The sequence below is a fragment of the Pseudonocardia asaccharolytica DSM 44247 = NBRC 16224 genome (genome assembly GCF_000423625.1).
Classification (GTDB): domain Bacteria; phylum Actinomycetota; class Actinomycetes; order Mycobacteriales; family Pseudonocardiaceae; genus Pseudonocardia; species Pseudonocardia asaccharolytica.
The window spans coordinates 59966-73240 of record NZ_AUII01000025.1 but is presented as its reverse complement, the minus strand read 5'-3'; the positions used below and the strand labels follow the sequence as shown (position 1 = coordinate 73240).

The following is a 13275-nucleotide window of genomic DNA, read 5'->3' as shown; positions in this document are numbered from 1 at the left end:
CCGCTCGAGCCGTTGACTGGTGGATCATCGCGCAGAGATCGACAATCTCCTCACGGGAGAAGCCGGTGGTATAGTACATGTAGGCGGTCCGATTGTTGGAGCTTGGGTGTGGTAACCCAATTCTCTCAACAATCGGACTGCCGCTCGCGTCAACACGCCGGGCGTGCCATCATTTCTGCCGGCCCGCGAGCCTGTGTGAATAAGCCTCTAGGTAGATGGCCATTGTCTTTCGACCTCCAGGCCTCCGAAAGCGGAATGATACAAACCCGCCAGTCTTCCCTCGGAAGGCTGGCCTGCGAGAAATAGGCCAACGACGCGGACGTCCAGGAACCTCCCCAAAATTGCGTTCGCTCGAGCCACTGGGCGGTCGCCAGTATAGATATCCGCGCCCGTCTGCCAGAGCCGCTCGGCGCCATTCGGGGGTACCAGTTGGTTCGTCGGCGTCCGGGCCGGCCGGGGCGGGCCCACGATCGGCACGTCCGGCAGCCGCCCGCTCGTCGTTCCGACCCCGGCCCGTCCGCGAGAGCCGGAGCCGACGCAGCAGGCTCCCAGCGGCGTGCTTGACCTCAAGCCGAGTTCATCTCTTAGCGTCGTGGCGACTGCTCACACCACGGCACCCTGGAGGTCAGGCATGCCCGAGTGTTGTTGGAGAAGGAATCGGGACCCGGCCGGTTCAACACCGTCACAATAGTCAGGTGGTCGTCGCCGGGGGACCTTCCCGCGGCACGGGCCGCTGTGGCGGAGGCCCACCGGGCGGCCGGATTCGACCCGACGGAGTTCTTCGAGCGAGTTGGGATCGTCGCCGATCTGGCGAACTACGTCGAGGCGGCCGCCCGCAACGTTATGGAGCCATAACGCAGCGTGCAGTCTGGTGCCCGACCAGCCTCGCCGCCTATCGTCGGCCGTCGCTGAACCCACCCCGGCGAGAGGGGCCACGTCATGGCCACCGTCGACGAGATCGCACCCGAGATCTTCCGCATCAACCTCGGTGCGACGCCCGGCAGCCCCGTCACCACGAGTTTCTTCCTCGTCCGCGACGAGCAGCCGACGTTGATCGAGACCGGCTACCGCAAGACCTTCGACGACGCCTGGGACGCCGTGAGCCGGGTGCTCGACCCGACGGCGCTGAGGTACGTCGTCGTACCGCACCTCGAAGGCGACGAGTCGGGCGCGCTCAACCACTTCCTCGAACGTGCCCCGCACGCCGAGCCGGTCGGTAGCCCGATCGGGGCCGCGCTCAACCTGTCGGATTTCGCGGTCCGCCGACCGATCGTGGCCGACGAGAGCACCGAGCTGGATCTGGGGAGGCACCGGCTGCGCTTCCTCGTCACGCCGTACGTCCATCAGTGGGATTCGATGCTCGCCTACGACGCGACCACGGGGACCGTCTTCTGCTCCGACGTGTTCATTTCCCTCGGCGACGGCCCGGCAATGATCGACCGCGATGAGAGCGACGCGATGCTCGACGCCTACCGGGCGATCGGGATCTTCCCCTCCAAGCGGCATCTGGACTCGGCGCTGGACAAGATCGAGGCGGTCGGCCCCACGACGCTCGCGTGTCACCACGGCAGCGTCAAGGGCGGGCACGCGGTGCGTGGCTACCTGCGGGCCCTGCGGGAGAACGACGTGAGCGGGCTGACCGACTGGAATCCCATGGCCGAGCCGGGCTGACGATCATCCGCGCCCGTAGGACTTCCGCAGCCGAGCCTTGAGCACCTTGCCCACGGCGTTCTTGGGCAGGGCCGCGACGATGTGCACGATCGTCGGCTTCCTGTAGGACGCCAGGCGTTCCCGGCTGTGCGCGACGATCATCTCCGGGTCAGCTCGGCCCCGGCCGCGGGCACGACAACCGCGCAGATGATCGTCGCGTCAGTACCCCGACGTCGCCTGGTCGCCGGCGACGTCGATCTCCCCGACCTCATCCGGCGCGCAGTCGGCACCGTTCTCGTCGACGACCTTGACATCCCGGCCAAGGCCCAGGCCGTCCTCGGCGTCATCCACCGGACGCTGACGAAGGACCCGGCGCAGGCGCTGTTCATGTTCGTCGCCCGCGAGGAGGCGCGACGGCATGAGGAACTGGCCGAGACCGCCGGCGACCGGGTGTTCGCCGGGCTCTTCGCCGAGATCGTGGACGAGGCGGTAGCGGCGGGTGAGATCGATGCCGCCGACGCCGAAGCCACCTGCGGTGCGCTCATGGTGATCGCGCTCGGGCTGGCCGGCCTCGGCAGCGACATCACCGTCGCCGCGCACCGCACCGTGACGGAGGGCTGCAAACTCCTCATCGCCGACACCCCTGGCTTTACTCCGGTCGGACCGGAGTAAAGCCACCATGCTGCAAGTCAGGCGAGACAGGAGGCGGGGCTCAGCCCTGCTCGGCGCGTTCCTTCTGATAACGCTCGGTCATCACCTGGACGGCGGTCATCTGGGTCGCCGCGTGCGCCTCGCGCGTCTGTTCGGCCCGCTGCTTGGCCGCGAGGGTTGGCTCGGCCTGGCCCTGGAAGTGCGGGAACACCTGCTGGGCGATGAGCTCGAAGGAGCGCTTGGTGGCCTCGGGGTTGGCCCAGTCGTGCGCCATGAGCAGCATCGCGCCGAACCCGCCGTTGGACTGGTCGACCAGCCGCTGCACCTGCGCCCGGGCGTCCTCGACTGTGCCGATCGCGCCGATGCCGGCCTCGTTGACGAAATCGATCATCTCCTTGAGGTTGCCGCCCTCGACCGCCATCTGCGGGAACGCGGCGACCTTCTGGAAGTAGCGGAACCACTGCTCGATGCCGAACTCGACGTCCTTGTACGCCTGCTCGCGGGTCTCCGCGATGTGCATCAACCCGACCAGCCGCCACCCGGAGCGGTCCGGCGTGGGCTGGCCGTGGTGCGCGGCTCGCTCCTCGACGACGTTCCAGTGGTGGGCCAGCGCGTCGAACCCGTCCTGGGTCAGGGTGGCCCCGATCGAGAGCAGCCCGACGCCGTGCCGGCCGGCCAGCCGCGGCCCGGTCGGCGAGGCGACGGCGGCGACGGCGACGTCGAAGCAGGGGTCGGTGTAGGGGCGCAGCTGAAGCTGGGCCTCGATGAGGTTGTGCGTGCGGGTCTGCTCGGTGACGACCTCGCCGCGCAGCAGCCGCATGATGATGTCGAGGTTGACGTCGAGCAGCTCGCGGGTGTCCGTCGGGTTCAGCCCGATCATCGCCGAGTCGGTGGGCAGCGAGCCCGGCCCGACCCCGAGCATCGAACGTCCGCGAGTGAGGTGGTCGAGCATCACCATGCGGTCGGCCACCCACAGCGGGTTGTGGTAGGCGATCGAGGTGACACCGGTGCCCAGCTTGATGTTGCGGGTCCGTTCGGCGGCGGCGGCGATGAAGATCTCCGGTGACGCGATGATCTCGCTGCCCGCGGAGTGGTGCTCGCCGATCCAGGCCTCGTCGTAGCCGAGGCGGTCGAGATGCTCGACGAGCTCGAGGTCGCGCTGCATCGCGAGGGTCGGGTTGTGTCCGGCGGGGTGGAAGGGGGCGAGGAAGATGCCGAACCGCAGTCTGCTCACGTGGTACTCCCTGATCGTCGTCGATCGCCGACGGCGGCGCGTGCGGGCCGCTCGTCGCGGATGGCTCGATCATGGCGTGGGTCACGCGGCGCGGACTGTGCGGATTGTGGACAGCTAATCGCGATCCGGTCGCCCGATCCCCGACAGGTAGAGCACGCCGAGGACCGCGCCCGGCGGCGCGACCGTCCACACCCACCACGGATAGACCCACCCCCCGATGGTCAGCACGACGAGGCCCCAGACGATCAGGTTGACCGCGGCGATGCTGCCGAAGACGATCGTGAGCACCCGCATTGCGGTGCCCCCGCCCGTATCGGAGAACACGCGGCGCCGGCCGGGGTGACGGGGCCGGGCGGGCAGGTCCCCGGTGAGCCGGGCGAGCTCGCCGCGGGTCTTGCTGTCCCACACCGCCCTCGTCCGCACATCGAACTCGTTCAGGTCGAGCAGGCCCTCTCCGTGCGCCCACTGCAACCGGTCCTGGACCGCCCTGCGGTCCGCGTCGGACACCCGGGTGTCGTCCGGGCGTGCGAGGTCGTCCACGGCAACCATCGTGCCACGGGCCGCCGACACGATTTCCGACCCCTGGATTGTATCCATGCGAATAGTTGCATATATTGCCCCGCGTGGGTGCGGATCATGGACACGGTCACGGACACGGCTTCCCGGCCGGCGCAAGCGCATCGGCCCGGCATGTCCGGCGGCTGTGGATCTCGCTCGGCGTGCTCGCGACGTTCCTGGCCATCGAGGTCGTCGTCGGGCTCGCCACGTCGTCGCTGGCGCTGCTGTCGGACGCCGGTCACATGTTCACCGACGTGCTCGGCGTGGGCATGGCACTGGCCGCGATCACGGCGGCCCGCCGCTCGGCTGCATCCGACCGGCACACGTTCGGGCTCTACCGGGCCGAGGTGCTCGCCGCGCTGGCGAACGCCGCGCTGCTGTTCGGCGTGGCCACATGGGTGATCATCGAGGCTGTCCAGCGCTTCGCCGAACCTCCGGAGATCCCCGGCGTCCCACTGATGGCCACCGCCGCGGCGGGACTGGCCGCGAACCTCGTGGTCTTCGCGCTGCTGCGGGAGGGTGCGAAGGAAAGCCTGAACCTGCGCGGCGCCTACCTGGAGGTGCTCGCCGACACCCTCGGCTCGGTCGGGGTCCTGCTCGCCGGCGCCGCCGTCTTCGCGTTCGGCTGGACCTGGGCCGACCCGGTGGTCGCGATCGGGATCGGGCTGTTCGTGCTGCCGCGGACGTTCGTGCTGGGCAGGCAGGCGGTCCGGATCCTGGTGCAGGCCGCACCCCCGCACGTCGACGTCGCGGCGATCCGCGCCGAGCTCGGCGCGCTCGCGGGCGTCGAGGACGTGCACGACGTGCACGTGTGGACCCTCACCTCGGGCATGGAGGTGGGCTCGGCGCATCTGACCGTGGGGCCGCACTGCGATCCCGCCGAGGTCCTCTCCCTCGCCCGCGAGCTGCTGGCCGACGGGCACGGAATGAAGCATTTCACACTGCAGATCGAACCCCCGGGCGCGCGGACCCGCTGCGCCGAGCTGTCCTGGTGATCGGATAGCGGCATGGCCAACCCGTTCGACGATCTCGACGTCGAGGTACTGCGCCGCCGTCGGACGATGAAATGGACCCGATTCGGGGCGGACGTACTGGCCGCGTGGGTCGCCGAGATGGACGTGCAGACCGCGGAGCCGATCTCCCGCGCCCTCTGCGCCGCCATCGGGCGGCAGGAGTTCGGCTACCCGCCGCCCGACCAGGTGAGCGGCCTGCCCACCGCCTGCTCGGAGTTCCTCGCGACCGCCTACGGCTGGCAGGTCCAGCCCGGTGACGTGCGCCTGGTCAGCGACGTCCTGCGGGGCGTGGCGGCCGCGATCCAAGCGTTCAGCCCACCCGGCTCGGCCGTCGTCCTGCCGACCCCCGCCTATCCACCGTTCTTCGCGGTCATCCGGCAGTGCGGACGTCCCGTGATCGAGGTTCCGATGAGCCACCGCGACGGCCGCCAACTGATCGATCTCGACGCCGTGGCCGCCGCGTTGGCGGACGGGGCCGCGACGGTGCTGCTGTGCAATCCGCACAACCCCACCGGACACGTCGCCACCCGCGACGAGCTGGCCGCGTTGGCCGAGACGGTTGAGCGCTGTGGCGGCCGGGTGATCGCCGACGAGGTGCACGCCCCGCTCACCTACCGCCCGGCCCGGCACATCCCCTATCCGACGGTGTCCGCCGCGGCCGCGGCGCATGCGGTCACCGTCACCTCGGCGTCGAAGGGCTGGAACATCCCGGGGCTGAAATGCGCCCAGGTCGTGCTGAGCTCCCCCACCGACGCCGAACGCTGGGACCGGCTGACCCTCGCCGAGATCGGCCCGGCCGCGCCGCTGGGCATCGCCGCCAACATCGCCGCGTACACCTCGGGCGGCCCGTGGCTCGCCCACGTCCTCGACCACCTCGACGGCAACCGCGTCCTGCTCGCCGAACTGCTCGGCGAACATCTGCCCGGGATCGGCTACCGCATCCCGGACGGCACCTACCTCGCCTGGCTGGACTGCCGCCGCCTCGGCGTCGCCGACCCGGCGGCGTTCTTCCTCGAGGGGGCCGGCGTGGCCGTCAACCCGGGCGCCGACTTCGGCACCGGCTACGACCAGTACGTACGGCTGAACTTCGCCACCTCCCGCCCGCTACTGACCGAGATCGTCCAGCGGATGGGCCGGGCGGCCGGCTGATGCCCCGCCGCGTGGTACGGCAGGATCTGCCGACGTGACCAGCCAGCACCCCGTCGCCGCCGTCCCCGAGCGGCTCTTCGACGACGACGAATGGGAACGGCGCTGGCGGGCGCGGTTCACCGCCACCCGGATGTCGCGACCCGACTGGGCCCGCGACGCGCCCGACCGCAGCGTCTACACCTCCAACGCGAGCGGCACCACCGAGGTCTACGCCTGGGACCGGGCCACCGGCCTGCACCGCCAGGTCACCAGCAGATGCAGCGGCACGCACAGCGCGGAGCTGCCCCCCGACGGCTCGACGCTGTGGTGGTTCGACGACACCGACGGCGACGAGTTCGGCCGCTGGGTCGCCGAACCCTTCGGCGGACTGCCCACCGGGGCCCGGCCGAACGCCGCGGTGCCCGGCGTCGAGGACGGCTACCCCGCCGGGCTGGAGATCGGCCGCACGCTCACCGCCGTCGGCACCTCGACCGACGACGGCTCGCGGATCTGGCTGCACCGCCACGGCGCGGCCGAGGCCGTGGCCGTCTACGAGCACCCGGAGGACGCCGGGGTCGGCGCGCTCTCCGAGGACGAGACGCTGCTCGCGATCAGCCACTCCGAGCACGGCGACTCCCGCCACCCGGCCGTCCGCGTGCTGCGCACCACCGACGGGTCGACGCTCGCCGAGAAGTCCGACGGGCCCGGCAGGGGGCTCGTCCCGGTGGCCTTCGCGCCGGTGGCGGGCGATCCGCGGCTGCTGTTGCTGCACGAGCGTCGCGGCCGCGAGGAGCTGATGCTCTGGGACGTCGTCGCCGACCGCGAGATCGAGCTGGCCATCGAGCTGCCCGGTGACCTGTTCGCCGACTTCTACCCGGATGCCGCGGCGCTGCTCGTCTGGCACACCCATGCCGCGCGCACCCGCCTGCACCGCTACGACCTGACCACCGGCGGGCTGACCGAGCTGGACACCGCACCCGGATGCATCGGCTCGGCACGGGTCCGCCCCGGCGGGACGGTCGAGTACACCTGCTCGTCGGCAGCGCGGCCGCCGTCCATCCGGGCCCTGCACCCCGACGGCGGCGACCGCGAGCTGCTCGTCCCGCCCGGCGAGCCTGCGCCGGAATCGGTACCGGTCGAGGACGCTTGGGTGAACGGGGCGGGCGGGCCGATTCATGTGCTGATCGCCCGGCCCGCGGGCGAAGGACCGCACCCGGCGGTGTTCAGCCTGCACGGCGGGCCGCACGCGGCGGACGAGGATCGGTTCAGCCCGACCCGGGCGGCCTGGGTGGACGCCGGATTCGCCGTCGTCGAGATCAACTACCGCGGTTCGACGGGCTACGGGTCGCCGTGGCGCGACGCGATCGAGGGCCGTCCCGGGCTCACCGAGCTGGAGGACGTGGCCGTCGTGCACGACTGGGCGGTCGCGATCGGGCTGGCCGACCCGGAGCAGACCGTCGTCGAGGGCTGGTCGTGGGGCGGGTTTCTGGCCCTGCTGGCCGCGGGGACGCAGCCGGCCCGGTGGGCCGCCGCGATCGCCGGGGTTCCGGTGGCCGACTACCTGGCCGCCTACGCCGACGAGATGGAGCAGTTGCGCGCCTTCGACCGGGCGCTGTTCGGCGGCTCACCCGAGCAGGTGCCCGAGACCTACCGGACGGCCTCGCCGCTGACCTACGTCGCGGACGTGCGCGCGCCGATTCTCGTGCTGGCCGGGGAGAACGACCCGCGCTGCCCGATCCGTCAGATCGACAACTACCTGGACGCGCTCGCCGCGCTGCCCGAGCCCGTGCACTACGAAGTGAGTCGTTTCGACGCCGGTCACGGCTCCCTGGTGGTCGAGCAGACCCTGCGGCACGTCGCCACGGAGATCGACTTCGCGCGGCGTGTGGTCGGCTGAGGGCGGGTCAGTCCGCCAGCAGCTCCAGCAGCCGCTCCGGCGGCCGCGCCACCACGGCGCGGTCGCCGAGCAGCACGATGGGCCGCTCGATGAGAATCGGGTTCGCCGCCAGCGCGTCGAGCAGCGCGTCCCGGTCGGCATCGGTCAGACCGAGCTCGCGGTACCGGGCCTCGCCGGTGCGGGTGATCGCGCGCGGGTCGTCCGTGCCCAGCCTGCGCAGCACGTCCTCCAGCTCGGCGCGGCTCGGCGCGTCGTCGAGATAGCGCACGACGTCGGCGTCCACCCCGCGTTCGGTGAGCAGCTCGAGCGCGCCACGGCTCTTCGAGCAGCGCGGGTTGTGCCAGACGACGGGACGATCAGCAGTGGCCACGCCGTCATCGTAGAGCCATAAGAATCGCGCGGAGGGGATCGTCGCCTTGAGGCGGCGGGGACTCCGCGCTCCCTCCCTCTATCGGATGCAGGGTCCAGGCATACTGTCCGCGTGTCGCGTGACGTGCAGACATCCGCCGGGGGCGGGTACGACCTGGGCCTGCACGTCGTCTGGTGGCTCAAGTACCGCCGCCCCGTGCTCACCGGCCCGGTCGCCGCCCGGCTGCGCGAGCTGCTCGCCACCCGGTCCGCGCGGCCCCGGCGCCCGAGGCGGGCCCGGTGAGACGGTCGTTCAGGTTTCTGCTGCGGCCCACCTCCAGGCAGACTGTCGCGTTGACGGCGATGCTCGAGGACCACCGCGCGCTCTACAACGCCGCGTTGCAGGAGCGGCGGGAGGAGTACCGCATGCGCAGGGTGTCGGTGCGCTACGGCGACCAGTCCGCGCAGCTCACCGAGATCCGCCGGGCCGACCTGGAGGGGCAGGGCCGCTGGTCGTTCTCCTCCCAGCAGGCCACCCTGCGCCGGCTGAACCGGGCGTTCGCGGCGTTCTTCCGCCGCGTCAAGGCCGGGTAGACCCCCGGCTTCCCGAGGTTCAGGGGCGCCGGGCGGTTCGACACCGTGGAGTGGCCGGCCGACCGGGACGGCTGCCGCTGGGACTCGGTCACCGGCGAACACCGGGTCTACCTGCAAGGGGTCGGGCACGTGCGGGTGCACCGGCACCGCCCGATCGCCGGGCGGGTCAAGACACTCAGCGTCAAGCGCGAGGGCCGCCGCTGGTACGTGATCGTGTCCTGCGAGGACGTGTCCGCCGCGCCGCTGCCGCCCACCGGCCGCGCCGTGGGCATCGGCCTCGGCGTCGCCTCGTTCGTCACCACCTCCGACGGCGAGCAGATCGACAACCCTCGACATCTTCGGGCCGCTGCCGACCAGCTCGCCGAGGCGCAGCAGGCGCTCGCTCGGTGCCAGCGCGGCTCGAACCGCCGGAAGCAAGCGCGGGCCCGGGTCGCCGCCCTGCACGGCAAGGTCCGCCGCCAACGGCTCGACCACGCCCACAAGGTCGCGCTCGCCCTGGTGCGGCGGCACGACGTGATCTGCCACGAGGCGCTGCGGATCGCCAACATGGCCCGCTCCGCCCGCGGCACCCTCGCCGAACCCGGGCGGAACGTGGCCCAGAAGGCCGGGCTGAACCGGAGCATCCTCGACGCGGGGTGGGGGGTGTTCCTGTCGATCCTGACCGCCAAGGCTGAAAGCGCCGGACGGACCCTGATCGCCGTGGACCCCGCCAACACCTCCCGCACGTGCCCCTCGTGCGGGCACTGCGGTGCGGAGAACCGCGTCACCCAGGCCGCGTTCCGCTGCCTCCGGTGCGGCCTGGACACCCACGCCGACCTGGTCGGCGCGGTGAACGTGCTGCGGGCAGGGCTTGCCCGTCGCGACGCCGCCCCGGCGGCCTAGCGAGAAGCCGCCGCGTTCACGCGGCGGAGGAGTCACAATCGTAGGTGCCATGCCCAACCGCATGAATCTCACCGCCGGGACACTCGTCTTCGACGGCGACTGCGGGTTCTGCATGCGCGCGCTCGGCTGGCTGCGTGTGCTCGACCGCGACAGCCGGATCACCACGGTGCCCGCGCAGCGACCGGGCGCGGCCGAGCTCGTCGACGCCACCGTCCCGGAGTGCGCGGCCTCGGTGCGCTGGAAGGGCGCGGACGGCACCACGGCCGCCGGGGCGGAGGCGGCGAACGCGGCGCTGGCCGTCGCGCTGGGCACCGAGCTGCCGGTGCGGCTCTACCGGCGCACCCGGACCATCCAGGAGGCCGTCTACGACTGGGTCTCCCGGCACCGCGGCCGGCTCCCGGGCCTCACCCCGTGGTGTCGCCGCTACCCCGGCGACTGTGGCCGCGTGGACTGACCCACGCCGGCGGAAATCCGGTTGCCGCTCCGGCGCGGTCACCGGTCAGGATGGCGTGGTGACCACCGCGACGACGAGCGCCACCGAGGCCAGGGCGGGGATCGCCACCTATCGTGACGTCCTCGCCCTGCCCAGGGTGGGCGCGCTGTCGCTCACCGGCTTCCTCGTGCGGATCCCGGCGTCGGCCGCGGCGATCACGGTGACGCTGCACGTGGTGCTCGGCCTCGGCCACGGGTACGCGGCGGCGGGCGCGGTCGGGGCGGCCAACACGATCGGGATGGCACTCGGCGCCCCGCTGCTCGGGCGACTGATCGACCGCCGCGGGCTGCGCCCGGTCCTCGTCCTCACGACGTGCGCGGAGATCGGCTTCTGGTCGGCGGCCCCGTGGCTGCCCTATCCGGCACTGCTCGCGGGCGCGCTGCTCGGCGGCCTGCTGGCCCTGCCGGTGTACTCGGTGATCCGGCAGGCGATTGCTGCGCTCGTCCCCACCGAGCGGCGACGCCCGGCCTACGCCCTGGACTCGATGTCGGTCGAGCTGTCCTACATCCTCGGGCCGGCCATCGGGACGGCACTCGCGGTCGGGGTCTCGACGACGGTCGCGATGATCGCCGTCGGCGCGGGCTATGCGCTCGGCGGCGTGGCGCTGTGCTTGCTCAACCCGCCGACCAGGGCCGAGGCGCCACGCGATGTTCGCCGCGAGACAGGGCCGATCGCGGAGTGGCTGACCCCGCAGCTCGTCGCGACGCTGCTCGCCACCACGGCCGCCGCGGCCGTCATCTTCGGCAGCGAGCTGGGCGTCGTCGCCGCGCTGCAGAGCAGCGGGCAGGCCGGCCTGATCGGCGTCGTCATCGGGGCGTGGTGCCTGTCCTCGCTCGTCGGTGGCTATCTGTACGGGACCGCGCAGCGTTCGCGCTCCCTCTACGCGCTGGTCGCCGCGCTCGGCCTGGCCACCCTGCCGGTGGCGCTCGGCGGCCCGTGGTGGACCTTCGCGCTGCTGCTCGTCCCGGCCGGGCTGGCCTGCGCGCCGTCGCTCACCGCGAGCGCCGACACCGTCGCCGCGCTGGCGCCGGAACGGGTCCGCGGCCTGGTCACGGGGCTGCAGGGATCGGCGATCACGCTCGGTGCGGCGTTCGGCGCGCCGCTGGCCGGGGCGCTGATCGACGCCTTCTCGCCGGCGGCGGCGATCGCCACCGCCGGGCTGGTGGGCGTCGCGATGGCCGGTGTCGCAGCGCTCGTCGCACGCCGGTGATCACGCGTGCCGAACCCCGCATGCGGCACACTGTCGGGTGATGAGCGCTCCCCCTGGCCCCGTCCGGCACGACGCCCCGCCGCCTTCCTCGTCGCCGACCACGCGGACCCGCCGCGGTGGGCCCGGGCGATTTCTGGCGGCCGGCCTGCTCACCGTCGTCGCGGCCGTCGGGGTGCTTCCGGACCTGCTCTTCCAGATGGACCGCTTCAGCCCGTTCGCGCAGCTCATCGCGTTCCGGCCGCTGCTGCTCGGCGCGGTGGCGGTGCTCGCCGCGCTCGCGGTGCTGGTGACGCTGCTGCGGCCGCGGGCATGGCCGTTCGCCGCGGGCCTCGTGATCGTGACGCTCCTCGGGAGCGCGCTAGTGCTGCCGCGCGCCATCGCCGACCCGCTGCCGACGTCCGGGCGACCGCTCACCGTCCTCACCTTCAACACCTATCTGGGTGAGGCCGACGTCGATGCGGTCGCCCAGCTGATCCGGTCCACACGCCCGGATCTCATCTCCCTCACCGAGGCAGGTTCCGGTTACCGCGACAAGATCGCCCCACTGGTGGAGCCGCTCGGCTACCAGATGCGGACCTCGACCCGGGAGGGAAGGGCCGACGTCGCCGGGGTCACCGCGATCGTCTCCGATGCCCTGGGCGACGTCGAGATGGGCATCGGGGACACGGCCTTCCCCTATGTCGAGGTCACCGGGGGCACGTTGGGCGGGCTGCGTTTCGTCGCGTTCCACTCGGTCGCGCCGACCGCCGGTGCGGTCCCGCAGTGGCGCGCCGACCTCGCCCTGCTCTCCCAGTGGTGCGAGGGCACGAATCCGGCGATCGTCGCGGGCGACCTGAACTCCACCCTGGACCATTCGACGCTGCGCACCGCGACGTCCGAATGCGGCGACGCCGCCGCCCAGCGCGGGGCGGGGCTCGCTTCGACGTGGCCCACCTCGGCGCCGCGCTGGCTCGGCCCTCAGATCGACCACGTCCTCAGTACCGACGGCATCGTCGCGGAGACGTTCTCGATTCACGACATCCCCGGCAGCGACCACCGCGCCGTCGTCACCACGCTGCGAGTGCCCGAACAGGTCTTCGCCGCCCCATAGCCCTACCCGTCGAGGTAGACCTCCTCGAGCACGAAACGCTCGGTGTCCAGCACAAAACCGCGAACCCGCGTCTCCGGCAGCAGGAACGGGTCGTGGCGCAGCTGGGCCATGTCCCGGCGCACGCTCAGCGCCGGTTCGCGGAAGGCGTGTGTGCGCCACGGCGGACGCATCCCGACCTCGGTCGCAAGCTCCTCGCAGAAGTCGTCGTCGCTGAACATGGTCAGCCCGCAGCCGGTGTGCTGGACGACCACCACGTCTCGGGTCTCGAGTTTGCGCTGACTGATCGTCAGCGATCTGATCACGTCGTCGGTGACGACGCCACCCGCGTTACGCAGCACGTGCACCTCACCGAGCGTCAGCCCGAACAGCGCGAAGGTGTCGATCCGCGAGTCCATGCAGGTGAGCAGGGCTGTGCGCAGGGAAGGAGGGACCGCAAGGCCCTCAGCGTTCGCGGCGGCGAGCTTCCCGCCGCCGGCCTCGTAACGGCGTACCAGTTCCTCATGGCTCACGGCGGAAAAGCTAACCGG

At 71.8% G+C, this 13275-nt stretch carries 16 protein-coding genes; 11 read left to right on the top strand and 5 right to left on the bottom strand.

Annotated elements, in window-relative coordinates; all coding sequences use genetic code 11:
* Nucleotides 1–939: 939 nt before the first annotated feature.
* On the top strand, nucleotides 940–1671 hold the full coding sequence (locus G567_RS30135; protein WP_051233339.1) for an FprA family A-type flavoprotein: 732 nt from the start codon (nucleotides 940–942) through the stop codon (nucleotides 1669–1671).
* Nucleotides 1672–1674: 3 nt separating this feature from the next.
* On the opposite strand, the gene G567_RS34430 is transcribed toward G567_RS30135, so the two are convergent.
* Nucleotides 1675–1812 (bottom strand): hypothetical protein, encoded by a 138-nt coding sequence (locus G567_RS34430; protein ID WP_154667168.1) that lies wholly within the window; start codon nucleotides 1810–1812, stop codon nucleotides 1675–1677.
* A 45-nt stretch (nucleotides 1813–1857) separates the two neighbouring features.
* Here G567_RS34430 and G567_RS0120250 point away from each other — a divergent pair, with 45 nt between their 5' ends.
* Nucleotides 1858–2322: a hypothetical protein gene (locus G567_RS0120250; RefSeq protein WP_147201139.1), complete on the top strand. Its 465-nt coding sequence runs from the start codon at nucleotides 1858–1860 to the stop codon at nucleotides 2320–2322.
* 40 nt (nucleotides 2323–2362) lie between these two features.
* Here the strand turns inward: G567_RS0120250 and G567_RS0120245 are convergent, their stop codons facing one another.
* Together G567_RS0120245 and G567_RS0120240 are read right to left on the bottom strand one after the other, a co-directional pair.
* Nucleotides 2363–3535 carry an LLM class flavin-dependent oxidoreductase gene (locus G567_RS0120245; protein WP_028931419.1) on the bottom strand — a complete coding sequence of 391 codons (1173 nt, stop codon included), beginning with the start codon at nucleotides 3533–3535 and terminating at the stop codon, nucleotides 2363–2365.
* Between the two features lie 114 nt (nucleotides 3536–3649).
* Complete coding sequence (locus G567_RS0120240; RefSeq protein ID WP_028931418.1) at nucleotides 3650–4075, bottom strand: DUF1707 SHOCT-like domain-containing protein; 426 nt, start codon at nucleotides 4073–4075, stop codon at nucleotides 3650–3652.
* 83 nt (nucleotides 4076–4158) lie between these two features.
* Here G567_RS0120240 and G567_RS0120235 point away from each other — a divergent pair, with 83 nt between their 5' ends.
* The 3 genes from G567_RS0120235 to G567_RS0120225 are packed head-to-tail and all read left to right on the top strand — an operon-like array spanning nucleotide 4159 to nucleotide 8131.
* Nucleotides 4159–5088: a cation diffusion facilitator family transporter gene (locus G567_RS0120235; protein ID WP_037057751.1), complete on the top strand. Its 930-nt coding sequence runs from the start codon at nucleotides 4159–4161 to the stop codon at nucleotides 5086–5088.
* A gap of 12 nt (nucleotides 5089–5100) precedes the next feature.
* Nucleotides 5101–6255 carry a MalY/PatB family protein gene (locus G567_RS0120230; RefSeq protein WP_028931416.1) on the top strand — a complete coding sequence of 385 codons (1155 nt, stop codon included), beginning with the start codon at nucleotides 5101–5103 and terminating at the stop codon, nucleotides 6253–6255.
* 34 nt (nucleotides 6256–6289) lie between these two features.
* Complete coding sequence (locus G567_RS0120225; RefSeq protein WP_028931415.1) at nucleotides 6290–8131, top strand: S9 family peptidase; 1842 nt, start codon at nucleotides 6290–6292, stop codon at nucleotides 8129–8131.
* A gap of 7 nt (nucleotides 8132–8138) precedes the next feature.
* Here G567_RS0120225 and arsC read toward each other — a convergent pair whose 3' ends face one another.
* A complete protein-coding gene (gene arsC / locus G567_RS0120220; protein ID WP_028931414.1) occupies nucleotides 8139–8501 on the bottom strand; it encodes an arsenate reductase (glutaredoxin) in 363 nt (120 codons plus the stop codon).
* 111 nt (nucleotides 8502–8612) lie between these two features.
* Between arsC and G567_RS33475 the strand changes: the two genes are divergently transcribed.
* From G567_RS33475 to G567_RS0120195, 6 genes are read left to right on the top strand one after another with little or no spacing between them, the layout of a single operon-like run.
* Nucleotides 8613–8783, top strand: coding sequence for a transposase (locus G567_RS33475; protein ID WP_211223986.1), 171 nt, complete (start codon nucleotides 8613–8615; stop codon nucleotides 8781–8783).
* On the top strand, nucleotides 8780–9073 hold the full coding sequence (locus G567_RS35655) for a helix-turn-helix domain-containing protein (RefSeq protein ID WP_211223985.1): 294 nt from the start codon (nucleotides 8780–8782) through the stop codon (nucleotides 9071–9073). The genes G567_RS33475 and G567_RS35655 overlap by 4 nt, the downstream gene beginning before the upstream one ends.
* 45 nt (nucleotides 9074–9118) lie before the next feature.
* Nucleotides 9119–9955 (top strand): RNA-guided endonuclease InsQ/TnpB family protein, encoded by an 837-nt coding sequence (locus tag G567_RS30125; RefSeq protein WP_211223984.1) that lies wholly within the window; start codon nucleotides 9119–9121, stop codon nucleotides 9953–9955.
* Between the two features lie 49 nt (nucleotides 9956–10004).
* Nucleotides 10005–10409 carry a DCC1-like thiol-disulfide oxidoreductase family protein gene (locus G567_RS0120205; RefSeq protein WP_051233338.1) on the top strand — a complete coding sequence of 135 codons (405 nt, stop codon included), beginning with the start codon at nucleotides 10005–10007 and terminating at the stop codon, nucleotides 10407–10409.
* Nucleotides 10410–10467: 58 nt separating this feature from the next.
* Nucleotides 10468–11658: an MFS transporter gene (locus tag G567_RS30120; RefSeq protein ID WP_161631730.1), complete on the top strand. Its 1191-nt coding sequence runs from the start codon at nucleotides 10468–10470 to the stop codon at nucleotides 11656–11658.
* Between the two features lie 40 nt (nucleotides 11659–11698).
* Nucleotides 11699–12748, top strand: a complete 1050-nt coding sequence (locus G567_RS0120195) for an endonuclease/exonuclease/phosphatase family protein (RefSeq protein ID WP_028931412.1) — start codon at nucleotides 11699–11701, stop codon at nucleotides 12746–12748.
* A gap of 2 nt (nucleotides 12749–12750) precedes the next feature.
* Here the strand turns inward: G567_RS0120195 and G567_RS0120190 are convergent, their stop codons facing one another.
* Nucleotides 12751–13257, bottom strand: coding sequence for a beta-class carbonic anhydrase (locus G567_RS0120190; protein ID WP_028931411.1), 507 nt, complete (start codon nucleotides 13255–13257; stop codon nucleotides 12751–12753).
* Nucleotides 13258–13275 lie beyond the last annotated feature (18 nt).

What these genes read in the sequence shown, in the direction of transcription:
- G567_RS30135 (WP_051233339.1), top strand. Translation starts at nt 940, where the DNA reads ATGGCCACCGTCGACGAGATCGCACCCGAGATCTTCCGCATCAACCTC.
- G567_RS34430 (WP_154667168.1), bottom strand. Translation starts at nt 1,812, where the DNA reads ATGATCGTCGCGCACAGCCGGGAACGCCTGGCGTCCTACAGGAAGCCG.
- G567_RS0120250 (WP_147201139.1), top strand. Translation starts at nt 1,858, where the DNA reads ATGATCGTCGCGTCAGTACCCCGACGTCGCCTGGTCGCCGGCGACGTC.
- G567_RS0120230 (WP_028931416.1), top strand. Translation starts at nt 5,101, where the DNA reads ATGGCCAACCCGTTCGACGATCTCGACGTCGAGGTACTGCGCCGCCGT.
- G567_RS0120205 (WP_051233338.1), top strand. Translation starts at nt 10,005, where the DNA reads ATGCCCAACCGCATGAATCTCACCGCCGGGACACTCGTCTTCGACGGC.
- G567_RS0120195 (WP_028931412.1), top strand. Translation starts at nt 11,699, where the DNA reads ATGAGCGCTCCCCCTGGCCCCGTCCGGCACGACGCCCCGCCGCCTTCC.